The sequence below is a fragment of the Paenibacillus glycanilyticus genome, assembly GCF_023715145.1.
Classification (GTDB): Bacteria; Bacillota; Bacilli; order Paenibacillales; family Paenibacillaceae; genus Pristimantibacillus; species Pristimantibacillus glycanilyticus_A.
In genome coordinates this window covers 157231-181910 of the sequence record NZ_JAMBNP010000013.1, presented here as the reverse complement: position 1 = coordinate 181910, position 24680 = coordinate 157231, and the positions used below count along the sequence as shown (strand labels likewise).

13 protein-coding genes are annotated in these 24680 nt (G+C 54.5%); 11 read left to right on the top strand and 2 right to left on the bottom strand.

What is annotated here, in order from left to right; translation table 11 throughout:
• The first annotated feature begins 9 nt into the window (after nucleotides 1-9).
• From M3194_RS26590 to M3194_RS26580, 3 genes are all read left to right on the top strand, one after another.
• Entirely contained in the window at nucleotides 10-888 is an 879-nt protein-coding gene (locus tag M3194_RS26590; protein ID WP_251657139.1) for a carbohydrate ABC transporter permease, read from the top strand.
• A gap of 137 nt (nucleotides 889-1025) precedes the next feature.
• Nucleotides 1026-2804, top strand: a complete 1779-nt coding sequence (locus M3194_RS26585) for an extracellular solute-binding protein (protein WP_251657138.1) — start codon at nucleotides 1026-1028, stop codon at nucleotides 2802-2804.
• Nucleotides 2805-2979: 175 nt separating this feature from the next.
• Complete coding sequence (locus M3194_RS26580; protein WP_251657150.1) at nucleotides 2980-11640, top strand: hemoblobin-interacting domain-containing protein; 8661 nt, start codon at nucleotides 2980-2982, stop codon at nucleotides 11638-11640.
• Nucleotides 11641-11714: 74 nt separating this feature from the next.
• Here M3194_RS26580 and M3194_RS26575 read toward each other — a convergent pair whose 3' ends face one another.
• Together M3194_RS26575 and M3194_RS26570 are read right to left on the bottom strand one after the other, a co-directional pair.
• Complete coding sequence (locus tag M3194_RS26575; protein WP_251657137.1) at nucleotides 11715-13025, bottom strand: glutamate-1-semialdehyde 2,1-aminomutase; 1311 nt, start codon at nucleotides 13023-13025, stop codon at nucleotides 11715-11717.
• Nucleotides 13026-13573: 548 nt separating this feature from the next.
• Nucleotides 13574-14626: an LCP family protein gene (locus tag M3194_RS26570; protein WP_251657136.1), complete on the bottom strand. Its 1053-nt coding sequence runs from the start codon at nucleotides 14624-14626 to the stop codon at nucleotides 13574-13576.
• 251 nt (nucleotides 14627-14877) lie between these two features.
• Between M3194_RS26570 and M3194_RS26565 the strand changes: the two genes are divergently transcribed.
• From M3194_RS26565 to M3194_RS26530, 8 genes are all read left to right on the top strand, one after another.
• Nucleotides 14878-15963 carry an ABC transporter ATP-binding protein gene (locus tag M3194_RS26565; protein ID WP_251657135.1) on the top strand — a complete coding sequence of 362 codons (1086 nt, stop codon included), beginning with the start codon at nucleotides 14878-14880 and terminating at the stop codon, nucleotides 15961-15963.
• Nucleotides 15960-16754 carry an ABC transporter permease gene (locus tag M3194_RS26560; RefSeq protein WP_251657134.1) on the top strand — a complete coding sequence of 265 codons (795 nt, stop codon included), beginning with the start codon at nucleotides 15960-15962 and terminating at the stop codon, nucleotides 16752-16754. The genes M3194_RS26565 and M3194_RS26560 overlap by 4 nt, the downstream gene beginning before the upstream one ends.
• Before the next feature lie 6 nt (nucleotides 16755-16760).
• Nucleotides 16761-17552, top strand: coding sequence for an ABC transporter permease (locus M3194_RS26555; protein ID WP_251657133.1), 792 nt, complete (start codon nucleotides 16761-16763; stop codon nucleotides 17550-17552).
• Between the two features lie 38 nt (nucleotides 17553-17590).
• Complete coding sequence (gene bcp / locus M3194_RS26550) at nucleotides 17591-18058, top strand: thioredoxin-dependent thiol peroxidase (protein ID WP_251657132.1); 468 nt, start codon at nucleotides 17591-17593, stop codon at nucleotides 18056-18058.
• 112 nt (nucleotides 18059-18170) lie between these two features.
• A complete protein-coding gene (locus M3194_RS26545) occupies nucleotides 18171-19475 on the top strand; it encodes a polysaccharide deacetylase family protein (RefSeq protein ID WP_251657130.1) in 1305 nt (434 codons plus the stop codon).
• A 73-nt stretch (nucleotides 19476-19548) separates the two neighbouring features.
• Nucleotides 19549-20568, top strand: coding sequence for an AAA family ATPase (locus M3194_RS26540; protein WP_251657129.1), 1020 nt, complete (start codon nucleotides 19549-19551; stop codon nucleotides 20566-20568).
• Nucleotides 20565-22025: a DUF58 domain-containing protein gene (locus tag M3194_RS26535; RefSeq protein WP_251657128.1), complete on the top strand. Its 1461-nt coding sequence runs from the start codon at nucleotides 20565-20567 to the stop codon at nucleotides 22023-22025. The genes M3194_RS26540 and M3194_RS26535 overlap by 4 nt, the downstream gene beginning before the upstream one ends.
• Nucleotides 22018-24495: a transglutaminase TgpA family protein gene (locus tag M3194_RS26530; RefSeq protein WP_251657127.1), complete on the top strand. Its 2478-nt coding sequence runs from the start codon at nucleotides 22018-22020 to the stop codon at nucleotides 24493-24495. Before M3194_RS26535 ends, M3194_RS26530 begins: the two co-directional genes overlap by 8 nt.
• Nucleotides 24496-24680: the final 185 nt, after the last annotated feature.

The following is a 24680-nucleotide window of genomic DNA, read 5'->3' as shown; positions in this document are numbered from 1 at the left end:
CCTGCGTACATGTATCAGAAAACATTCGGCTACCGGGCATTCTCTGTCTTTAACTATCTTCTCTTAAGTCTCGCGGGACTGCTGTGCATTATACCAATCATTCATATCTTGGCCATCAGCTTTAGTGCCAGTGCCCCTGCGAATGCGCATCTGGTCGGGATGTGGCCGGTAGATTTCAATACCGAATCGTATACGAAAACGATGAATAACCCTAACTTCCTCCGGGCGTTTTGGATCTCCATCGGACGTACGGCGCTTGGAGCGTCGATTACACTCGCCGTTATCACGTTAGGCGGCTATGCGCTGTCGAAGGATACGACGGCGTTTAAAGCCCGCTCGCGTTACGCTTGGTATTTCGTATTTACGATGTGGTTCAGCGGCGGCATCGTGCCTCTCTATATCGTCATTCGCAATCTTCATATGATGAATACCATTTGGGCGCTTGTTCTTCCGGGCTCCGTTGCCGTATTCAACATGATTCTCTTGATGAACTTCTTCCGGGCTACGCCCAAGGAGCTGGAGGAAGCAGCTTTCATCGACGGAGCGGGGCATTTCTCGACTCTGTTCCGGGTCTATCTGCCTCTGGCCATGCCGGCGCTCGCGACCATGTCGCTGTTCACCATCGTTGGCAACTGGAATGCCTGGTTTGACGCTTTGCTCTATATTAACGATTACCGCAACTATCCGCTTGCGACCTTCCTGCAGACGATTATCGTACAGCAGGATTTCAGCAAGCTGAACCCGGACGTAAATGAGCTCAAGAACATATCCCAGCGTACGGTGAAGGCGGCGCAGATCTTTATCGGCATGCTTCCCGTACTCCTTGTGTATCCGTTCCTGCAGCGGTTTTTCGTCAAGGGGATTGTCCTTGGAGCGGTCAAAGAGTAATCATTTCAGGAAGATAATAAATTGGTATGTTACTCAAAATTATGGTATTTATAACATCAATAACCAAGACTATAGTATTAATTGAGAGTAAATAAAGCGCTCTCATGCTATAATAATCATTTTACGGGGGGAAAAAAATGCGTAATTCAATGAAAAAGCTTATGCTCGTTTCGTTGACTGGTGTACTGGCGGCAAGCCTTGCGGCATGTGGATCAAGCAACAATAATAACGGCGGCAACCAGCCGGCCAGCGAGAAGCCTTCTAATTCCGGCGGCAACAATGCGGCAGCAACAAGCAACGCCGGCACGGACAGCGGCGTAGACGAGACAGGCTGGGACGGCAAAAAATACGCAGAGCCGATCACTCTGACAACGGTAAAAGGCGTAGGCACAAACTACTTCTTCAAGACCGGCGAAACGATGGAAAACAACGTTTTGCAAAAGTATATGAAAGACAACCTTGGCATCGACGTGAAATATGATTGGGTGGTAACGGATACCAACGATGCTTACAAAACGAAGCTTCGCTTGATGCTGTCTTCCGGCGAAAAAATGCCCGACGTCATAACTTACCGCGGCGACATGGAAACGGTAAACATGCTGATCGACTCCGGTCAATTCATGTCGGTTAACGAGCTGTTCGATAAGTATGCGGGCGACGAGTACAAAAAAGCGGCTGCTCTTAATCCGGATACGTTCCTTCCTGTAACGCGTGACGGCGAGAGAATGGCTCTGCCGGTTCTCGATTACGCATTCAACGACGATATGGTGCTGTGGCTCCGCCAAGACTGGATGGATAAATTAGGTCTGCAAGCTCCAAAAACAGTGGCCGATCTCGAAGCCATTATGGACGCGTTCACAACGAAGGATCCGGACGGCAACGGCAAACCGGACACATTTGGTTTGGCACTTGGCTTCAAGAACGGCTTCCTGAACTGGATGACGGACGTTAGCTGGCTGTTTGGCGCTTACGGCACAATGCCGGGCCAATGGAACAAAGCAGCTGACGGCACGCTGACATTTGGTTCGGTTGATCCGGCTGCCAAGCAAGCTCTGGGCACATTGAAAAGCTGGATGGACAAAGGCTGGATCTCGAAAGACTCCGGTCTGAAGGATGATACTTCCGGTTCCGAGTTCTTCACGAAAGGTCAAGCAGGCGCAATCGTAGGCCGTAACTGGCTGCCAGACTGGCCGTTTGGCGATCTGATCAACAACGTACCGGGCGCCAAATACAAAGCTTACCCGATCCCTGCTGGTCCAGACGGTAAAATCGGTTCCCAAAGCGGTAACCCTTCCGTTAACGGCTGGATGCTGATCAACAAAAAGGCAGAGCATCCTGAAGCGCTGCTTCGTTACTACAACTTCTTCTACGATAACTGGGCGAACCCGCAAAAGGGCAGCGAGTTCGAGAACGGCTTCGCGGAAGGTTATGACTGGGCCAAACTGCCAGACGGCACAATCACGAAAGATCCGCAAAAATATCCGGACCTGTTCCCGAACTATGCGGACCGCACGCATCTGGTAGAGCCAATCTACTACTCGCTGACCTTTGAAGGCGCGCGTCAACCTTCGTTGTACGCGGATACCATGATTAAGCTGTACAATGGCGAAGCTCCAACGACGCCGTACGAAGAGCAGACGAAAGCTGTTCGCAAGCCGGAAAACCTGGAAGCTATGAAAATCGTCATGGACCAAAAAGATATCCGCATGAAAAACTACTTCCAAGGTCCGCTGACGGAAACGATGAAATCGAAGAACGAATTGCTGAACAAGCTTGTGAACGAATCGTTCTCCAAAATCATCTACGGTCAAGCACCAATCGATTCGTTCGATACAATGGTTGAGAACTGGAAGAAATCCGGCGGCGATCAAGTGACGAAAGAAGTTAACGATTGGTACGCTTCGGCTTCGAAATAATGAGGTTGTGAGTTGAGTTATACGCATTAGCAACAGGATAAGGAACGCCATTTTATGCCAGGCGTTCCTTTTCTATTGCCCATATTCGTTTTTTTTAAAAGATAAGAGAGTATAAAAAACGTTAACAACACGAGAGACTCCCTAAGAATAACGTAAGAGAGGGGAAACGGCGTTGATGCAAAGTAAGAGAAGAAGCAGTCGTCTTCGCATGAGACGGGTGTTGTCGCTTGTGATGTCGGTAATGATTCTGGCAAGCTATCTGCCTTCTGCCGCTTATGCTTCATCGGCTTCGGCAGAAGCAACAAATGCCGGTCCTGCTGACGTAGCGGGGCATTGGGCAGCGGAGCAAGTAGGCGAATGGACCTCCAAGGGACTGGTCAGCAGCTACCCGGACGGAAGCTTTAAGCCGGAGCAGCAAATTACGCGCGCGGAATTCACGAAACTGATTAACAGCCTGTTTGGTTTCACGTCAAAGGGCGACAACGGCTTCACGGATTTGGCAGCCGGCGCGTGGTATGCGGATCAGGTCGCCATGGGTAAGCATGCAGGCTACATTAATGGTTATCCGGACGGAACATTCAAGCCTAATGCGGCGATTACGAGACAGGAAGCTGCGAAGATTGCGGCAGGCTTGTTCCGTCTGCCTGAGGTACAGGGCAATGACCCGTTAAGTGCCTTTAACGATAAAGCGCAGATTGGCGCATTTGCAGAAGTGCCGCTTGGCCAATTAGTAAGCGGAGGATATTTGAAGGGCTTCCCTAACGGAACGATTAAGCCGCTCCAATCCATTACGCGCGCGGAAGCGGTTGTTCTGCTCGACCGTCTGGCCGGCGAAGCCTATACGAAAGCCGGCACCTACAAGAATCAGAAGCTTGAGGGCAATGCATTGGTGAATACGAATGGCGTAACGCTTGGGGATGCTGCAATAAGCGGTGATCTGTTCTTAACCGCGGGTATTGCTGAAGGCGATTTCACGCTGAAAAATTCCGAAGTGAAGGGCATCATCTACGTAAGCGGCGGCGGTGTTCACAGCATACATTTTCACAATGTGAAGGCGCCTAAAGTTGTTGTCGATAAGAAAGAAGGACCGGTAAGAATCGTGTTCGAGGATTCCAAGATCGATACGATGAACCTCGATTCGGGCACGGTTATTGAAACCAGCAACACGGATATCCATCAACTAAACAGCAATAATCCGAACTCTTCATTAAACGGCAGCAGTCTGAACAACAATCAGCGCTATGTCGTCAATAGCGGCAACGGCGGAATCGGCGGCGGCGGAACTCCAACCCCTGCGCCAACTCCTACGACCGCGCCGGAAGACGAGTGGGAGCTGCTCTGGAGCGACGAGTTTGACGGAACCGGCAGCAACCTCGACACAAACGGCGTGAACCTGGATAAGTGGGGATACCAGCTCGGGACGGGTTCGCAATACGGACTTGACGGCTGGGGCAATAACGAGCAGCAAAGCTATGAAGCGGACAATATGAAGGTAGAAGACGGCAAGCTTGTTATTACGGCGAAAAAAGAAGCAAACAGCAATAATAAACCGTATACATCGGGACGGATTTTCACGCAGAATACATTCACCAAAGCATACGGCAAATTTGAAGCGAAGCTGAAGCTGCCGAAAGGCCAAGGATTCTGGCCAGCCTTCTGGATGATGCCGGCAACAAGCGAATACGGCACATGGGCATCTTCCGGCGAGATCGACATTATGGAAGCAGTGGGCAGGCTGCCCGAAGAGGTTTCCGGAACGATTCATTATGGCAAAGCCGCTCCGGGTAACCGTTATACGGGCAACAAATATAACTTCCCGGATGGAACGGATTTTAGCGGTGAGCATGTGTATGCCGTTGAATGGGAGCCGGGCGAAATCCGTTGGCTGGTAGACGGCGTTGTCTATCAGACGCAGAATAATTGGAACAGCTGGGGAATTGATCAACCGGCGAAATATGCCTATCCGGCGCCATTTGATAAACCGTTCTACATGATCTTGAACCTCGCTGTCGGCGGCAATTTCGACGGAGGCAGAATGCCGCTGGACAATAACGATCGGACGATGGAAGTAGAATATGTCCGCGTTTACGATAAGAAGGGCGGCTATTCGACGGAAGGTCTGGAAGAGCCAAAGATTGAGCAGGAGGCTCTGCCGGACAATCACAAACCGGCCATTGACGGCAACTATGTGCATGATGCCAATTACGCGAATGGCTTCAAAACGGTAGCAACGGATACGGATACGCTGGATCCGGAGAAATGGAACTTTGTTCATGTCCCTACCTATAATGGCCAGGGATCAATCGGAACAGACGTCATTGACGCGACCGCCTATGCGAAGGCGGAGATAACAAATGGCGGGTCCCAGGATTATGCCGTTCAGCTTATTCAGAACGTGACAGTGGGCAAAGGAAGGTACTACAACCTGTCCTTTGACGCCAAATCAAGCACCAACCGCACAATGTCCGCCAAGATCGGCGGCGGCGCGGAACGCGGCTGGGGTACTTATTCCGATGTCTTGTCCGTTAATTTGACGGATCAAGTCAAGAACTACAGCATGACATTCCAAATGGCGGCGGAGACAGATGTTTTGGCCCGTCTCGAACTTAATATCGGCCTTAACACCAATCCTGTATGGATCGGCAATGTGAAGCTGGAAGAAGTGGACGCACCGGATCCTTATAACGAGGATGCGGCGAAGGAGCCGCTTAACGGCAACCATGTCTACAACGGCAGCTTCGATCTTGGACGACTGGACCGCCTGACTTACTGGCATTTCAATACGGCAGACGGTGCAGCCGCAGCGGCTTCCGTTGATCCGGAAGATCGCGATTTTACGGCGAATATTACAAATGGAGGAACAAGAGCTTCATCCATTACTTTGCTTCAAAAGGGCATTAACCTCATTCCGGGCAATGATTATCAAGTGAAGTTCAAGGCAAGCGCAGCCTCAGACCGTACGATTAAGGTCGGCATTCAGAAGCAGGACGGCACGAATGTGGTTGAACCGATTGAGGTAAATCTGACGACAGCCTCCGCGGTACAGACCGTGAACTTTAACTCTGCGCAAGCGGCGGATGACAAAGCCATTCTGGTCTTCCTGCTTGGCGGAAGCGATGCGGATGTCGCCATGGATAATGTGGTCATGACGCGCCTTACGAACAATGGCATCGGCGATCTGCCGCTGGCGGATTTGTTCCCGCTGAAGAACGGCGATTTCTCGAACGGCAAAGCCTCATGGAACCTGCATGTGCAAGGCTTCTATGACGGCTGGGACAAAGTGACCGGCTATGCCGAAGACGCAGGAAGCATGAAGGTAAATGTAAGCAGCGTGGGCAACTATCCTTGGGATGTCATCTTCATGCAGAATGATTTCAATCTTCGCAAAGACAATACCTATGTGGTATCCGTTGATCTCAAATCGACGGCTGAGCGCGATGCAGAGATCGTTATCGATAATGCGGGCGGAAGATTGCTCTCGAAGACGGAGCATCTAACGGCAGACTACCAGACGTTTACGTACGAACTGCCCGTGACTGGCGATACGTTGGCTTCCTTTAAAGTGCTGCTCGGCAAGCAAACAACGAATCCGGCAGGCGCGCATGATGTATATGCGGACAATGTCCGCGTAGAGATCAAAGGCGCGCGCGACAAATCCTTCCTATTAAAGAACGGCTACTTCACGGACGGAGAAGCAAGCTGGTCCAAGCATGTGCAGGGCGTCTATGACGGCAATTCAAAAGCAACGTTTGATTTTGCGGGCGGAAGAGCGAAAATCAACATAGAGAATGTAGGCGCCAATCCTTGGGATGTGATGCTCTTCCAGGAGCCGCTCCCGGTTAAAAAAGACATCTCCTATATCGTCACCTTTGATGCCAGAGCTACCGTAGGCAGAACGATTGACGTTATCGCGGAGAACGGTACGTACACGCGTTATCTGAATGAGAAGGTTGCGCTTGGCGAAACAACAAAGAGCTATTCGTTTGAGTTCGCCATGCCTAGGGATGAGACGGTAGGACTTAAATATTTGCTGGGCAAGAACGGCGATGCTCTCGCGGCTCACGATGTCTTTATTGATAACGTCCGCTTTGAGCGGAAGGGCGCGAAAGAAGCATTGGGAGAAAAAGTGCCGCTAGGGAACGATATCCGCCTGACTTCGGCACCGATCGTAACGCCGGATGTGACGGATAACAGTCTGGGCAAGGAGGTTACGCTGACCTTTGCTTCCCAGCCTGGCTGGAGCAGCTCGATTCATACCATCACGGTTGACGGAATAGTCCTTGCGGCAGAAGATTACGTCATTGGTACAAACCGTATTACGATTAAAGCCAGCGTCTTTACGGCCGCAGGCGATCATGTCATTGTCCTCCAAGCTTCCGGCTATGAGCTGGGACAGGTGACCCAAACGATTGAGGCGGAGCAAATGTGGAGCCTGGTCTGGTCTGACGAGTTTAACGGAGATGCGGTTAATCCGGACACAAACGGTGTCGACCTGTCCAAATGGGGCTACCAGGAAGGTAACGGCTCCGAATATGGCGTAGCAGACTGGGGGAATAACGAGCAGCAATATTATCGCAGGCAAAACGTTGCCGTAGATCCGGAAACGGGCAACCTTGTGCTTACGGCGAGGAAGGAAACCTTTAACGGCAAGCCGTACACTTCCGGCCGTTTGTGGACCAGCAATACGTTTACGAAGGCTTACGGGAAATTCGAAGCCCGCATGAAGCTGCCGGAAGGAACGGGGATTTGGCCGGCCTTCTGGATGATGCCGGAGGGCAGCGAATACGGCGGTTGGGCAGCATCCGGCGAGATCGATATTATGGAAGCGAGAGGACGTCTGCCGCATGAAGTTGGCGGTACGATCCATTATGGCAAGAATGCTCCGAACAATAAAGCAACGGGAGCAGCTTATAACTTCCCTGAAGGCGAATCGATTGCCGGCTATCATACCTACTCGGTAGAGTGGGAGCCTGGCGAACTTCGCTGGTACGTGGACGGCAACCTATATCAAACGGTGAATAACTGGAGCAGCTGGGGAGCGGATCAACCGGATAAATATGCTTACCCTGCGCCGTTTGACAAACCGTTCTATATGATTCTGAACCTGGCCGTCGGCGGCCAATTCGACGGGAACCGTCTGCCGGCCGACAGCGACCTGCCGGCGAAGATGGAAGTTGATTACGTTCGTGCTTACGAATTGACCGGCCGGCCTTACCGTACGCCGGTAGAGCCCGATGCGAAGGATGAGATTCCGGCGGGGGCCAAGGCCATTGTCGATCAGGATTTCGAGCATGGTCTGACGGATATTGCCGATTCGACGCATGCGCTTAACGCGAATTACTGGAACTTCCTTCATACGCCAGATTTTGGCGGCGCGGGTTCTGCCGTTGTTGATACCGTCGGCGACGATAAGTTCGCCAAAGTATCGATTGCCAGCGGCGGCAATCAGAACTATGCCTTGCAGTTGATTCAATATGCAACGATTACGAAAGGCCATGCTTACAAAATCAGCTTTGACGCAAAAGCTTCGGCAGCAAGAAACATCAGCCTGAAGGTTGGCGGCGATGCGGATAACGGCTGGGGCGCTTATTCGGATAATTTCGATGCCGCGCTGACGACCAATCTGAAGCATTACGAGTACCGCTTCCTGATGAACAATGATACGGATCTTGCCGCGCGTTTGGAGCTGAATCTTGGCCTCAATACGAATACGGTATGGATCGGCAATATCAAGATCGAAGAGGTTGACGCGGCGTCCGAGCAAAACGGAGCCAAGGCTCCGCTTGGCAACGGGCAGCATGTCTATAACGGCAACTTCGACCTCGGTTCGATGGATCGCATGACGTACTGGAACTTTGTAACTTCCGGCGACGGAGAGGCAACGGCATCGGTTGATCCGGAAGCGAGACGGCTTGAGGCAGTCATTACGGACGGCGGAGACAGTCCATCGGACGTCACGCTGACGCAAAAGGGCATCAATCTGCTGCAATCGGATTCCTACAAGCTGAGCTTCAAAGCTTCCGCGGAATCGGAACGTTCGATTAAAGCGTTCTTCGCAAGCAAGGACGGCAATACCGTGTATGCGTCGAAAGACGTTGCGCTCACTACGGCATTAACAAGCCAGGAATTCGCGTTCACGATGCCGGTTGGCGTTACGGACGAGGAAGGACAGCTGGTATTCGGACTCGGCGGCGATGATTCGGATGTAACGATCGACAACGTCTCCTTGATCCGTACGACCAATAACAACTTTGACTTTACTGGCGTGGATCTGTTCCCGCTGAAGAATGGCGATTTCTTCGCCGGCCTCTTGAACTGGGAGCAAAACTCGCAGGACGGCGGAGCCTCACAGTTCATTGCGGAGAATGGCGCTGCGAAAATCAACGTAACAAGCCTTGGCAATCAGCCGTACAGCAATATGCTCATTCAAGGCGGCATGAGCTTCAAGAAAGGGCTAACCTACACGCTGGAGCTTGATGTCAAAGCATCGGTTGCCCGCGATTTGCAGGCAACCCTTGAGAATGCCTCGTATGTTCGGAGATTTGATTCCGGCGTGCAGGCCGTTGGTACGGAGTGGACACATCTCAAATTCACCGTTCGCCCGACAGCGGACGAATCGCTTGCTCTCAAAATCATGCTTGGCAAGACCCCTGGCGGAGCGGTTGGCACCGTCTGGATCGACAATGTAGTGCTTGAAGTGGAAAATGCCCCCGTCAAGCGTCCGCCGACGATAGTAGCGGATAGTACGGATAATCTGGCAGGTCAGGAGATGGTGATCCCGTTTGCCGATGACGTTGCCTGGAGAGGCGCCGTAACATCGGTGTCCGTAAACGGTGCGGCGCTGAACGCATCGCAATATGCGGTGACGGAAGGAACGCTGACACTTCATTCGGATGTCTTCTCGGTTGACGGCAACTATCCGGTGAAGGTAACGGCAAACGGCTATGGAGATGCCGTCATTACGCAGCAAGTGTTTGCCGGGGACGGGAACCTGGTGCTGAACGGCAGCTTCACGAACGGCACTACGAACTGGGAAGCCTGGAAAGGTGCCGACGACTACTCTTCAATCTTAGTAGAGGATGAGAAGGCGAAAATCCAAATCAACTATAACGGCGGACTGGATCCGCAATGGCATGTTCCTTATACCTGGTCTACGCAGTTCATGCAGTCCGGCATCAAGCTGAAAGCAGGCAAGACGTATGAGCTTAGCTTTAAAGCATCCTCTACGGCTAACCGTCCGATTCTGGTGGAACTGACCGGCTACAACAATAATCAGCAAGTGGCGTTCTTTATTACGGGTGATGAGGCGGTCTATTCGAAGGTGCTGAAGCCAACCGCTGACATCACATTAACCGTGAAGTACTTGCTTGGCAACGTCATTAACGGCGATCAGGTAACGCCGGATGGCGAGCATACGATCACTATCGATGAGGTAGCCGTACGCGAGAAGGTATCGCCGCCGGCCATAGCCGCAGATTCGACGGACAATAAGCTTACCCATCCCATCGAGCTTACCTTCACGGATAACGCGGCTTGGAGAGGCGCAATTACGGGGATTACCATCGACGGGGCAACCGTGAACGCAAGCAACTATGCAATAGCGGCAGGCAAAATCACAATCGACACCGCGCTTTTCCCAGCGGTCAAGACTTACTCGATCGCAATCCTTGCGAATGGTTATGCGGCTGCGGAAGTATCGCAGGAAGTGAAGACCAACGCGAACAATATCGCGCTTGGCAGCACGGCTACCGCATCATCGGGCAATTCGGGCGCCGCAAATGCCGTTGACGGGAAGACCGGTACCCGATGGGAAAGCAGTGCCGAGGATCCGCAATGGATCTCCCTCGATCTGAAGAAGCTTTATAAGCTCGACAGCATCATATTGAACTGGGAAGCGGCCTATGGCAAAACGTATACCGTTCAAGTCGCAACCGCGGATAATCCGGGCGATAGCGACTGGGCGACCGTTTTCACCGAGCCATCCGGCAATGGCGGGCTCGACAACATTACGCTCCACGGAGAAGAAGCCCGCCATGTGCGCGTCTACGGTTCATCGAGAGGCTCGCAATGGGGCTACTCGCTTTGGGAATTCGAAGTATACGGTAATCCGTCTAGCCCGGACCCGGTGCTGCCTGCGGGTCCCGCAATAACAGCCGATTCTACGGATAATAAAGTAGGCAACAGCATTGAGCTTGCCTTCGCCGGCAATGCGGCATGGGAGGGCGCTGTTACGGCAGTGAAGGTGAACAATGCGGCTCTTGCCGCCAATCAATATGCGGTTGCAGCGGGCATTATCACGCTGAATCCAAGCGTATTTGCGGCGGCAGGCAGCTACGCGATTGCCGTAACGGCAACAGGCTACGCGGATAATGAAGTGACGCAGGTCATGACGGCGGATGCTCCGGCAGTTAATCTGGCGCTGAACAAATCGGCAACGGCCTCTTCCGTGCAAGGCGTATTCCTGGCAGCAGAGGCCACTGATGGCGACCAAGGCTCCAGGTGGGGAGCAGACTGGACGGCTAACGCGGATAACCATCCGGAGTGGATTTATGTTGATCTTGGCGCAATCGAGACGTTCAATAAGCTTGTATTGAACTGGGAAGGGGCTTATGGGAAGTCGCTTGAAATTCAGGTGGCACAGCCCGGTGCTGATCTAGCAAGCAATGACAGCTGGACGACTGTTCATGCGATTTCCGGTCAATCGCTCAGCGGCGAAGGCTTGAAGCAGACCATTAACCTATCCGCTTCGGCACAAGGACAATACGTACGAATCTACGTAACGGAGAAAGGCTTTGCGAACTACGGCCCTTCGTTATACGAGATTGAAATCTACTAATCTATTAACTAAAAAAGCCGCCTCATCTACTGCCTGCTGGCAGCCGTTGAGGCGGCTTTTTTTTGCATTGTCTATTAGAGCCGGGAGAAGGCTTGATCAGCTGCCGCTAATGTAACCTCGATATCTTCTTTCGTATGAGCGGTTGTAAGGAACCAGGCTTCGTATTTGGAAGGGGCGAGGTTGATGCCCTGCCCCAGCATCAGCTTGAAGAAGCGGCCGAACATTTCGCCGTCCGTATCCTGCGCTTCATCATAGTTGGTCACCGGATGACTGCAGAAGTGGGTGGAGAATGAACCGCGGATCTGGTTAATCGTCAGCGGAACGCCATGCTTCGCAGCAGAAATGCGAAGACCTTCCGCGAGTGTTGTCGCCAGCTCGTTCATGCGGTCATACACGCCGGCTTCCTGAAGCACTTCCAGGCAAGCGATGCCGGCTGAGATGGATGCGGGATTGCCCGCCATCGTTCCCGCCTGATAAGCCGGACCAAGCGGCGCTACCTGCTCCATAATTTCTTTGCGGCCGCCGTAAGCGCCGATTGGCAGGCCGCCGCCGATAATTTTGCCAAGCGCCGTAAGATCCGGCTCGATGGCTTTGAAGTCCGGGAAGACGTTAAACGTCTGGGTCGTGCCGTAATGGAAGCGGAATGCCGTGATAACCTCGTCATAAATAACGAGCGCGCCAGCTTCGCGGGTCAGCTTGCATACCCCTTCGAGGAAGCCGGGCTCGGGCATAACCATGCCAAAGTTGCCGACAATCGGCTCAATCATGACGGCCGCGGTATCGTCGCCCCAGCGCTCGAGTGCTTCTTTTAAAGCCGGCAGGTTATTAAACGGCACGGTAATCACTTCTTGCGCGATCGAGGTTGGGATGCCGGCGCTGTCCGGAATGCCAAGCGTGGAAGGGCCGGAGCCCGCGGCAACCAGAACAAGGTCGGAATGGCCGTGGTAGCAGCCTGCGAATTTGATGATTTTGTTGCGTTTGGTATAGGCGCGGGCTACGCGGATCGTCGTCATCACGGCTTCGGTGCCGGAGTTGACGAAGCGCACTTTATCCAGAGAAGGGATGGTTTCCTTCAGCATGCGCGCCATCTGAATCTCGAGCTCCGTAGGCGTGCCGTACAGCGTCCCGTTCCGGGCTGCGCGGACGATTGCCTCGGTAATGTGCGGATGGGCATGTCCGGTAATAATCGGGCCGTAAGCGGCCAAATAATCGATATAGCGGTTATCGTCAACATCATAGAAGTAGGCGCCTTCCGCACGCTTCATGAATACCGGCGCACCGCCGCCAACGGCTTTGTAGGAGCGGGACGGACTGTTGACGCCTCCGACGATATGCTGCAGCGCTTCCGCATAAAGCGCCTCCGAACGTGTACGTTGCATAGACATAAAATAAATCCTCCGTATTTCGTATTATGTAAGCCGCTGTTGGAAAGACGAACGGCCTGATTGAAAGAAAAATCGATACTATCCATTATCGCGCAAGCGGAGCAAAAAGCAAGTCATGCTCGCGAGGGTTTCTTGCAAAACAGTTATCTTCCGCCGCGCTGCACGCAAAAATAGGCTGCGCCGCTATGGCAGAGCTTCGTCCGACAAATGCAGGGTCCCCCAGCTCTTTACCCTGCACGAAGTGCAGTATATTTGCCTTAAGGACAGGCAACTGGTTAGTTATGCTGTACCAAATGCAGGATATCATTCGGAAACTAGCTCAACGGGGCAGTTAAGTTTATCTTATCCTGTATTTCGTGCAGGATATATCTGCTCACCGGGCTCAAATTCGTCAATATGCTGTAATTCGTGCAACGTAATGCGCAACTGCCAATGATTAAGTTAATAAATGGTTAACGATCTCCAACTTTAATTGCATGAATGCGAAAGAACCTCCGCATCTGCCGGCTGGCGGACGCGAAGGTTCTTTTTTTCTAATATCTATATCCCTATTGTGTGCTGCTGTTATTGGTGGTTGTGTCTGTTCCGTTCTCCGCCCCTGGGGAAGGAGATGGCGTTGTTACCGTATCGTCCTTCGACAAGGTGTCCTGAACGGAAGCCTTCAGTTCATCCAGATCGCGAACGCCAAGGACGGAAGCGCCGCCAACATGCTCTTCGGCGATGAGGTCCATTGGAGGAACCTGCTGCGTGCCTGCCAAATGCGATTCAACACCCAGCTGGCCAAGCTTCAGCATATCCGTAACCTGCAGGTTGGTCTCGATGTAAGGCGAAACGCTGTCCAGAATTTTTTTCATCTGAACGATGTTCCAGCCGGATTTAAGCTTATCGGCTACAGCGCCAAGAAACTCGCGCTGCCGCTCCGTACGGGTAAAGTCGCTCATCGCATCGTGGCGGAAACGAACGTATTGCAAGGCCTTGTCGCCGTCAAGCAGCTGGTAGCCCTTCTTCAGATCGATATCGTACTTGTTCTCATCCGCATTATCGGTGTAATGCATGTCCTTCTCGACATCGAAGTAGACGCCGCCGATGGTATCGACCAAAGCTTTGAATCCTTCGAAATCGGTGTAGACATAATATTGAATATCGAGGCCAAGCAGATCGCCGACCGTCTTCATGGCAAGCTGCGGTCCGCCAAGCGTAATCGCCGTGTTGACCCGGCCTCTGCCATGACCTTCAATATCGATATAGGTGTCACGGAGAACCGAGAAAAGATGAGCTTTCTTGGTTACCGGGTCAAACGACGCGATCATGATGGAGTCGGAACGCGGTACCTGGTTTTCTTCTAAGCCCCGGGCGTCACCGCCAAGCAGCAAAATGTTGACGCGCTCTTTGCCTTGCCATTCCGGCGGAGCTTCGACGGTTGGGTTGTTCTCGAATTGGCCAAACCGGGAATCATCTTTGTCCTTGCTGAAGTCGTCTAACGAATTGTATACGCCGGTGCCCCAATATACGAGGCCTGCGACGGCAATGACTATAACTACGAGAAAACCGCTGAGTACCCATTTCCAAGGTTTTCTTTTCTTTTTAGCTTGTGTAGCCATGACTGTAGTAGTGCTCCTTTCAGCAACTCATCCTCATAAGTGTGTAAACCCAAATCAGACAGGCAATTCATCGCTCCCGAACCGATGATGCCTGCCATTTACGCACAACCATAACTAATGTAATATTACATATCATAAAATTATAAAGCGGAACGATGGATAGAAGCAAGTTTTATCGTTTTCCTTGGAAAAATATCATAATTCCCCGGGAAATGTCGACCGTTCTAAACGGAGAGGAGAAATTTCGAGCTATGCTGGCAATTGATGTCAAAGATCTGCGAAAACAATTTAAAGTGCAGAAGAACCGGGAAGGACTGTCCGGCGCACTCAAAGACCTGTTCAAACGCGAATATAACGAGGTAACAGCCGTTAAAGATATTTCGTTCCAAATTCCGCAAGGCGAGATTTGCGGTTATATTGGCGAGAATGGAGCAGGCAAGTCTACAACGATCAAGATGCTTACGGGTATTCTTGTACCGACGTCCGGCCAATTAAAAGTAAATGGTTATGTACCGTTCAAAGACAGAGAGAAGTTTGTAGGAGGGATTGGCGTTGTTTTCGGCCAGCGCTCACAGCTTTGGTGGGATATCGGTGTTATTGAGTCTTTCCAGTTGCTGCGCAAAGTATATCGCGTGTCCGAGGAAGATTTCCGCAAAAGATTGGACAACCTGGTGGAACGCCTCGATCTGGGCGATCTGCTGAACCGTCCGGTCCGCAAGCTTAGTCTTGGTCAACGGATGCGCTGCGAGCTGGTTGCATCGCTTCTGCATAATCCGTCGATTCTGTTCCTCGATGAACCAACCATCGGTCTGGATATTGTCGTGAAGACGGAAATCCGCGAATTCCTGAAGGAGCTGAACCGCGAGGAAGGGACAACCATTCTGCTCACGACGCATGATCTGCAGGATATCGAAGCGTTATGCTCGCGTGTCATTATGCTGGATGACGGCCGGATTATATATGACGGGGGGCTTGAGGATCTGAAGAACCGCTGGAGCAAAGGGCGGGAGATCCAGTTCCAATTCAGCACGCCTACCTCGCTCGCCAAGCTTCAGCTGTTAACGGCGGGGCTGGATGTCACTTGGACGATGAGCGAGCAGGGGGCTTCGATGTGGCTGCCTCATACCATTAATGTCTCCGATGCGCTTGGCGTCGTTGTAGGCGGAGCGGATATCCGGGATATCAAAATCCTCGAGACGAACACCGACGATATCGTTCGGGAGATCTATCGCTCCGGATCGGCTTCGGCGACTGCTGCCGCAACGCTTCTGGAGGCAGACTCCCCAAAGCAGGAGGCAGAGGCTGAGGAGCCCGAGAAGGAGACTTCTCTCCGATGATGAGCGCTTATCTCGATTTTATCCGAATCCGGTTTCTGACGATGCTTGCTTACCGCGTTAATTATTACAGCGGTATTGTTATTTATGCGATTAATATTGGCGCTTACTATTTCCTGTGGAAGGCGATCTTCGGCTCAGCGGAGACCCTCCAGGGCTTTACGCTTGCCCAGATGACCACGTACATTGCGGTGTCCTGGATGGCGCGCGCGTTTTACTTCAATAACCTGGATCGCGAAATTGCGAACGACATCCGGGACGGAAGCATAGCGATGCAGCTGATCCGCCCGTACTCGTATTTGTTCGTGAAAATGATGCAGGGTCTTGGCGAAGGGCTGTTCCGCCTTATCCTGTTTATGGGACCGGGGCTCTTCATCGTCTGCCTGCTGTTCCCGGTGAAGCTTCCCAAGGATCCGTCCGTTTGGATTATTTATTTCATCATGCTGATGTTCAGCTTGTTTATTAATTCGCAGCTTAATATTCTGACTGGTCTCGCCGCTTTCTTCGTGGAAAATAACGAAGGGATGATGCGCATGAAGCGGGTGCTGGTTGACCTGTTCTCCGGCGTCCTCATTCCGATTGCTTTCTTCCCGGGCTGGCTGAAGAGCACGATGGAATGGCTGCCCTTCCAGGCCATCACGTATCTGCCAAGCGCCGTATTCACGGGGCGTACGCCGATGAGCGAGGCTTGGGGAGTTCTCGGGCTGCAGGCGTTATGGTTCTTTATTTTGCTTGTGCCCATCATGTTTACTTGGCGTGCGGCCCGCAAGCGGCTGTTCGTGCAAGGAGGTTAATTCGATATGTTGTATGCCGTATTATTCTGGGAGTACATTAAAAACTACGCCAAAACGCGTCTGACGTACCGTGCCGACTTCTGGGTCGAGGTGCTGTCGGACATGATGTTTCAGGGGATGAACCTGATCTTCATCCTGGTCGTGTTCCAGCATACGCCGTCGCTTGGCGGCTGGACGGAGTCGGAAGTGGTCTTCGTGTATGGCTTCTTCATGATCCCGTACGGGATCTTCTCCACCTTCTTCGGGATGTGGAACTTCAGTGAGCGTTATATCGTAAAAGGCGAGATGGACCGCATCCTGACGCGTCCGGCTCATAACCTTTTCCAGGTGCTGCTCGAGAACGTGGATCCGCCGTCCCTGATCGGCTCCGTAGTTGGGGCCATCATTATGGCGGTCTGCTGGAATGATCTTGGACTGGCCTTCCATTGGTATTACGTGCTGATCATGCTCCTGTTCGTGCTTGGCGCCGTGCTTGTGTATGCGGGCATTTATACGGCGCTGTCGGCCATCTCGTTCTTCTCGGACGCGCCGACGGGGATCGTGCCGCTAATTTATAACGTTCAGAACTATGGCCGTTATCCGGTCAACATTTATAATAAAACGATTCGTTTCGTCCTGACCTGGCTGCTGCCGTTTGCCTTCGTTGGCGTTATTCCGGCATCCTACTTCCTGGAGAAAAAGGCGGATGATTTGTCCCAGCTGGCCTGGTTTACGCCGGTGATGGGCATTATCGTGTTCTCGCTTGGGCTGGCCGTATGGAATTACGGCGTTAAGCGGTACCGCGGCGCGGGCTCTTAGGATGTGCAGGTTAAGGAAGGCATTGGAGGTTATATAGGATGAGTGCATTAGAGATAGGCAAGAAGGCGCCGGACTTCAAGCTGCCGGCCTCAAACGGCGAGACCGTGAAGCTGAGCGATTACCGCGGGAAAAAGGTCGTTATTTATTTCTACCCGAAGGACAATACGCCGACCTGTACCCAGCAGGCCTGCGATTTCCGGGATGCCTATCCGGCGATGGCAGGCAGCAATACGGTGGTGCTTGGCATCAGCCCGGATCCGGTTCCCTCGCATGAGAAGTTTATCGCGAAGCAAAGCCTGCCGTTTCTGCTCCTGTCGGACGAGAAGCATAAGGTATGCGAGAAGTACGGCGTATGGCAGATGAAAAAGCTGTATGGCCGCGAGTACATGGGCGTTGTCCGCTCGACCTTTCTCATCGACGAGAAAGGCAAGCTGGTCCGCGAATGGCGCGGCGTAAAGATTAAAGGTCATATCCAGCAGGTTGCGGACGAGGCTGCAAAGCTTTAAAGGATTGGAAGGCGGGCCCGTCGGGGGTCCGCTTTTTTGTTGCGCAATTTCGGTCATTTGCTAGATTTGCCGCTCATATACTCTATTAGATTGATTACGAGAGTAGAGAAGGGTGGCAGAATTGATGCGCTTGCTCATGCAGACCGCGTTATGTTTGGTTGTGATTTGGTTTGGGCTTCTGGGAGCCGGTCCTGTAACGGAACGTCAGGGAGAGGTCGCTCTCGATGCGGCATACGCGGGGCTGGCAAGCGAGGTGGCAACCGCCGCAGAGCGCGTAGCTCCTGGACAAGCCGTTCAGTCTGAAGAGGGCGCGGGCAGCTTGATTCTGGCGGATCAGCTGGTCGACTATAGCGCGGAAGAAGCAAAGGCCGCTGCCAAGCCAACGGTCTACTTGACGTTTGACGACGGGCCAAGCGAGCTCACCAAGGAGGTTCTGGCCATCCTGAAGCGGGAAGAGGTGAAGGGAACCTTTTTCATGCTGGGCAAGGAAGTGAAGCAGTATCCGGGCATAGCCAGGCAAGTCTTGCAGGAAGGGCATGCGATCGGCAATCATACGTATAATCATGTGTACGGGGAGCTGTACGGCGATTTCGCCGTGTTCGCGAAGCAGGTGATGGACACCGATGACGCCATCTTTAAAGCGACGGGTGTGAGGACGAATCTGCTCCGCGCGCCGGGAGGGACGTTTGGCAACTTTGATCAGGGTTATTTCGACGCTCTTGCCAAGGCCGGTTATATCGTGAACGACTGGAATGTGGACAGCGGCGATTCGAAGCGGGTGGGCGTCCCGGAGAAAGAAATCATAAGCGCCGTAGAGGGCTCCAGGTTATCGGGCAAAGTGGTCGTGCTGATGCATGACAGCTCGATTCACGGGGAGTCGGTGAAGGCTTTGCCGGAAGTGATCGCTTTTTTCAAAAAGAAAGGCTATCAGTTCTCCGTCTTGACCGATCAGGTCAAGCCTATCCAGTTCCGGCTCGCGGCTACGTTGAAATGGAAGCGCGCGAAGGTGACGGCGGCCGAGACGTTGACCCTTGTTCAGTATACGGCAAAGACAAGAGCCAAGCCGGCTGCTCCAAACACGCAAAGCCTGCTTGTCCATGCGGGCGAGCGTGAGCTCCAATTTGCACCGCAGGAGTACAGCATGCAAAGCGGCACGATTGCCGTGCCCTTGCGCCAACTGGCTATTGGGCTGCAAGGGATTATTCGCCTGGACATGACGAACGGCATCGTTGAAGCGGTGGTCAATAATCAAAGCGTAAGCTGGACGGCCTCCGAGGCAGGAGGCAGCGGGAAATCATTGCCAAGCCGTATTATGGTCCCGTTGCGGGAGACGCTTCAGAAATTCCATATTGTCATTAATAGAATCGCCGTAACGGCGGATAGAAGGGAGATTTGGGCAGAGCCTTCCGCAATCTAGCAGGTCTAAATAGAACGGGGCATGGCGATACTGAAAGATAGAGAAGCTATTTTTCAGGAGGTCGGTGGAAGAGATGATAGTGCCCAAGTTCGAAGGATCATCGGGGAGACAGGAAGCGCAGCCTTGGCCCGAGTCGCCGCAAGTGCTGCTGCAACGGCTTATTCATAGAGTAGATCATGTATTGCTAGGAAAAAGAGAGACGGTCACCCAGCTGCTGACGGCCATGCTTGCGGGCGGTCATGTGCTGCTGGAGGACGTGCCCGGCGTGGGGAAAACGATGCTGGCCGGCGCTTTTGCCCGCGTTCTCGGCGGAGAGTTCAAGCGAATCCAGTTCACCTCGGATATGCTGCCCGGCGATGTGATAGGCGGAGCGGTCTGGGATTCCCGCATTGGCGAGCTTGTCTACCGGCCGGGGCCCATTATGGCCAATATCGTCCTCGCCGATGAGATCAACCGTACTTCCCCGCGTACGCAGTCCGCGCTGCTTGAGGCAATGGAGGAGCGGAGAATCAGCGTGGAAGGGGAGACCCGCAGGCTGCCGGAGCCGTTTGTGCTGATCGCAACGCAAAATCCATTAAGCTATGAAGGAACCAATACGCTGCCGGAAGCGCAGCTGGACCGGTTCATGATGCGGCTGTCCATCGGTTATCCGTCTATGGAGAATGAAGCCAGGATGCTGGAGCAGTATGCTTCCGACTCCCGGCCCGAGCCTCAGCAGCTGCGCCCGGTGCTGATGCTGGAGGAATGGGTGCGGATGCAGCGCGAGGTAAGGCAGGCGCATGTTCATCCCGGATTATTGGAATATATGGCGAAGGTGACGGACGCGACAAGACGCGCACCTGAGCTGGAGCTTGGATTAAGCCCGCGCGCGGGACGCGACTGGCTGCGCGCCTCGCAGGCCAGAGCTTATGTGGAAGGCAGGCGCTACGTGCTGCCGGATGACCTCTTCGCTACGGGAGAGGCCGTGCTTGCTCACCGGCTGAACGGAGTAAGCGCCGGAGGCAGGCAAGCAGCGGAGGCGTTGAACCGGATTATGAGAAGCACGCCTCTTCCTGCGTCGATTGCGCCTGGTCAAGCCGGGAGGCAGAGATGAAAGCGCAGCAGAAGACCGCGAATGCGACGGCATCGGCTACAAGCCACCAAGTGGTGCAGGGCTCACTTGCTGACGGGAGTAAGGCTGGGGATGCCGAACAAACGGAGGCAGCGCCGGAACAAATGTTCTTTTACCGTACCCGGTGGGGGGCGTGGCTCATTATTACAGGTGGCTGGTCCTTTAGTCTGGTAGGTTTTCTGACCCGCGGCGGAGCGGTGGAGACCTTTATGCTGATCGTGCTCAGCCTGCTGCCGATTTTATCCGTTGCGTTGCCGTTGATCTCGGCTATAGGGCTATCGGTCGGCCGGGTCATACCCGATCCAAACATCAAGGACGGCGGAGAGGCTGCCGTAAAGCTGACGTTGAAGCGCACTTCAGCTGTCCCTTTTGTCTGGCTGGCCGTCCATGACGGAATGACCAACGCGAGTGCGGCCGGAAAGCCCCGATTGGACTACCGGTATATCGTGATGCCTTTGCTTCGGAAAGAAATCGAGATCAGCTATTCGGTCCTTGCGGTAAGGCGCGGGGAGCATCAATTCGGCCAGGTGACGGTGACGGTTGGGGATTGGCTGGGTCTTACGGCTATTCACCGAAGGCTGGAATGTCCGGGTACCCTTATCGCCGTACCGGCGCTTCCGGAAGAGCTGGGGAGACGCGCGGAACGATTGCATGGAGCGGTTGCGGAGCAGATATCCGGCGATTCCTCGGCGGCTTATATAAGCGACAGCGGGGAGATCAGCGAGACCACGGCAGACAGGCTGCTGCAGCAGGCTGGCATTGGACCTGACAGCAGGCCTTACCGCGAGGGCGATTCGATGCGGCATATCAATTGGCGTGCCGCGGCCAAAGGGCGGGGCATGTTCACGAAGCAGCATATGGTTGAGCAGCCGGCGGTAATCATGATGATTGCCGACACGTTCTCGGCCGCTTATAGCCATGACGGCCGGTTATTCGATGCTTCTCTTGCGTGGATGGCAAGAGGCATTGAACGGGCGGCAGCGGAGGGCTGCGAGATCCGTCTTATTGCGGGAGCAGAAGAGGCGAAGCCGGATAAAAAAGCATCCTTCCGCAAGGGAGAGAAGAAGCGGGGCGGTGTGACGGGCCAGCAGGAGAAAGCTTTGCTGGAGCGTCTTGCGAGGCTGAGGCTTGCGAAGTCCGCCGTTTCCGTCGACAGTCTTCGGACCGAGCTAGGCGGCTTGAAGCCGGGCGGAATTGTCCATGTCTATACGGCAGACTGGAAACGCGGCCAAAGCTGGATCCAGCTGGCGGGCTACGCTGCCGATCATAGCTGCCGGATTGAGCTGCATGTCGTGACGAAGCAGTCTGTCCTTACGTATGCGATGCGGGAACAGCAGCGGCTGCTGGAGCAGGCGGGCTTGCTGGTGAACTGGCTGGCTTATCCGGAACGGATGAACCGTCAGCCGCAAACGGCGGAAGGAGGCGGACGGCATGCGTGAAGCAAGGCAAGAGAACGGATCGCTTGGCTTCCGCCTGCTGACGACAGTACTGCTCTTTGGCTTATTGGCGGAATGGATGCTGCCGTGGCTGCATTACGGGGAATGGGCGGATATCTATCAGATTGGTCCGCTGATGACCGTTGTTGGCTGCGTGATGATTACGGGGCTCTTCCGCCCGGCCTGGTATATGTCGCTTCTCATGAACAGCGTATTATGCGTCATGACCCTTATGCTTCTATTTAAAGGCGACGACGAGAATGCCGTGCAATGGCTGGCGAACTATCCCGGCATGCTTGCCGGAGATATCAAAGAGCTGTTTGCTTACGGCATGTGGACCATGACAAACGAGCTGCGGACGCTGCTGCTGTTCGTAGGCTGGGTGATGCTCGCCCCCGCGCTGCAGGCGCTTGTATGGATCAGGCAGATGGCGTTGGGCTTGACGGCCGTTACGGCTTCCTATCTGCTGATTCTTCATACCTGGGTCGGGATGGACGTGTTTGACGGACTGCTTCGAACTTCGGCGGAGGGTCTGCTGCTTGGGGCGGTCGTGACGATTGCAAGAGTAAAGCGCCTGCATGGCGGCACCAGCGAATATGACCGCCAGTTAAATCCGAAATGGGTGGCTGCGGGCGAGTTTCTCGTGCTGCTATGCGTTGGCATCGGCATGCTGATCTCCAGCGGCCAACCTAGGCAGACCGAGCCTTCGGAGTGGACGGTGAACGCGGCGAACCGGCTGGAGCAGGCGATGGCGGAGCTTGGCAAAGCGGATTATTCCGCCGCTATGCAGGCGGCCGTCGGCGCAGCGGGGCAAGGGCGTGCCGTTACCGGCTACGGCTTGGATGACCGCGAGCTTGGGGCTTCAATTAAGCAGGATGATACCGTTGTATTCAGCGGCTTTTCTCCTGTGCAGACCTATTGGCGGGGCGAATCCAAATCGGTCTATGACGGCCGCGGCTGGAGCAGCAGCTGGAGCGGCAAGGTGCTGCATCCGGTGGAGTACGGAGATAAGCTGCCTGAGATTACGGTCAGCACGTCAGCGGACAGCCGGACGATTAAGCAGACCGTCGTGATGACCGAGCCTTCGGGTTCGCCGGGGCTGCCGTTGTTTTTTGCGGGGAGCGCCGGACGCGTAGTCAGCTTGTCCGCCGTTGACCCGAACCGGCAATTAAGCACGTATGTCGAGGATGAACTGGCTGAAGCGCTGTATGCGGCGGATAAGGAAGCGAAGGTCGAGCGGTATACGGTGGAAAGCCTTCTTCCCGTAACCGATGACGCGGCACTTCGCAGCACGGACAGTTCGTCTTCCGCCGGGGAGACCGCCGCGCTGAATCCGAAAGCCGATGAGCCGGATCTCTCGGAGTATCTGCAGCTGCCGGATTCCTTGCCGGGCCGCGTGAAGGCGCTGGCCGACGAGATAGCCGGAGCGGGCCTGACCAGCCGTTATGACCGGGTGAAAGCGGTCGAGCAATATTTGAAGAACAGCTATGCCTATTCGCTGGACAGCGCCGTTCCTCCGAAGGGAGCCGACTTTGTCGACGACTTCCTGTTTGAGCAGCAGCGCGGTTATTGCGTGCATTTCTCAAGCGCGATGGTGATTCTGCTCCGCGAGGAAGGGATTCCGGCGCGCTGGGTGAAAGGGTTCGTATCCGGTACGCCGGTATCAACGGCGGCGGGCGGGGATGTGGCCAGCTCGACCGGGACCCTCTACAACGTGCGCGCGAAGGATGCGCACGCTTGGGTAGAGGTGTACTTCCCCGGCGCTGGCTGGGTGCCGTTTGACCCGACGCCGGGCTTTGCCGGCGGAATGGGTCCAGCGGAGGCGGACGCCGGGTCATCGGCGTCCGGAGGAGCGGCATCGGCGGGCGGAGCCGCCGATGATGCGGGGGCGCCAGATCATGCCGTCGCCGGAACGGACGGCATGCTGGCGCGGTTTGAGGCGGCAGTGGAACGCGCCGCCTCGGGCGTGGCGCGAGGGGCGGATGCCCTCGCGCAGGCGGCGCAGAGCGCCGCCAATGGCGCGGCGGCGGCTTCGCCCGCCGCGCTGGCCGCCGCAGGCGCGGCCGCGCTCTTGCTCGCGGCCGCTGCCGCGGCAGCGGCGCAGCGCAGGCGGCTTCGCCTCGCGCTCTCGCTGCGCCGGTACGGCATGGCGTACGCTGCTGGCCGCGCCGCCGCCGTGCAAGAGCAGTTCGCCGCGGTATCCGCCGCGGCGTGGAGCCTGCTCGGCCGCCGCATGATGGCGCGGCCGCCGCATCATACCGCGCGCGAGTACGCGGACGCCGTATCGGCGTCCATGCCCGGCGCGCGCGCCGAAGCGCTCAAGCGGTTCATCGCCTGGGACGATGCCGCAAGGTTCGGGCAGCGGGCCGACTGGACCGCCCCGCCTCCGGAGGAGCTTGCCGCCGCGATGCATACGCTGCTTGGCAAGCCCGGCAAAGCTGTCCCGGCGGCAGCCGTTCAAGCTGCCGAATAGCTCTAACACCAGCCCGTCACCGTTTCCATTCGGAGACGGGCTTTTTTTGCGTTGAAATAAAAGAGATAAGGGCCCTGAGGGACCTTAAGAGCGGGAAAGAGGGAACTAGCTGGGTGTTTAAGGTCCCTGGGGGACCTTAAACACGGAAAAGAGTTGGCTTCGTGCGCTGAAATAGGGACGAATAA

Excerpts from the sequence above, each read along its gene's own strand:
- M3194_RS26575 (WP_251657137.1), bottom strand. The coding sequence starts at position 13,025 with ATGTCTATGCAACGTACACGTTCGGAGGCGCTTTATGCGGAAGCGCTG.
- M3194_RS26535 (WP_251657128.1), top strand. The coding sequence starts at position 20,565 with ATGAAAGCGCAGCAGAAGACCGCGAATGCGACGGCATCGGCTACAAGC.
- M3194_RS26555 (WP_251657133.1), top strand. The coding sequence starts at position 16,761 with ATGTTGTATGCCGTATTATTCTGGGAGTACATTAAAAACTACGCCAAA.
- M3194_RS26530 (WP_251657127.1), top strand. The coding sequence starts at position 22,018 with ATGCGTGAAGCAAGGCAAGAGAACGGATCGCTTGGCTTCCGCCTGCTG.
- M3194_RS26540 (WP_251657129.1), top strand. The coding sequence starts at position 19,549 with ATGATAGTGCCCAAGTTCGAAGGATCATCGGGGAGACAGGAAGCGCAG.
- M3194_RS26565 (WP_251657135.1), top strand. The coding sequence starts at position 14,878 with ATGCTGGCAATTGATGTCAAAGATCTGCGAAAACAATTTAAAGTGCAG.
- M3194_RS26590 (WP_251657139.1), top strand. The coding sequence starts at position 10 with ATGTATCAGAAAACATTCGGCTACCGGGCATTCTCTGTCTTTAACTAT.
- bcp (WP_251657132.1), top strand. The coding sequence starts at position 17,591 with ATGAGTGCATTAGAGATAGGCAAGAAGGCGCCGGACTTCAAGCTGCCG.
- M3194_RS26585 (WP_251657138.1), top strand. The coding sequence starts at position 1,026 with ATGCGTAATTCAATGAAAAAGCTTATGCTCGTTTCGTTGACTGGTGTA.
- M3194_RS26560 (WP_251657134.1), top strand. The coding sequence starts at position 15,960 with ATGATGAGCGCTTATCTCGATTTTATCCGAATCCGGTTTCTGACGATG.
- M3194_RS26580 (WP_251657150.1), top strand. The coding sequence starts at position 2,980 with ATGCAAAGTAAGAGAAGAAGCAGTCGTCTTCGCATGAGACGGGTGTTG.
- M3194_RS26570 (WP_251657136.1), bottom strand. The coding sequence starts at position 14,626 with ATGGCTACACAAGCTAAAAAGAAAAGAAAACCTTGGAAATGGGTACTC.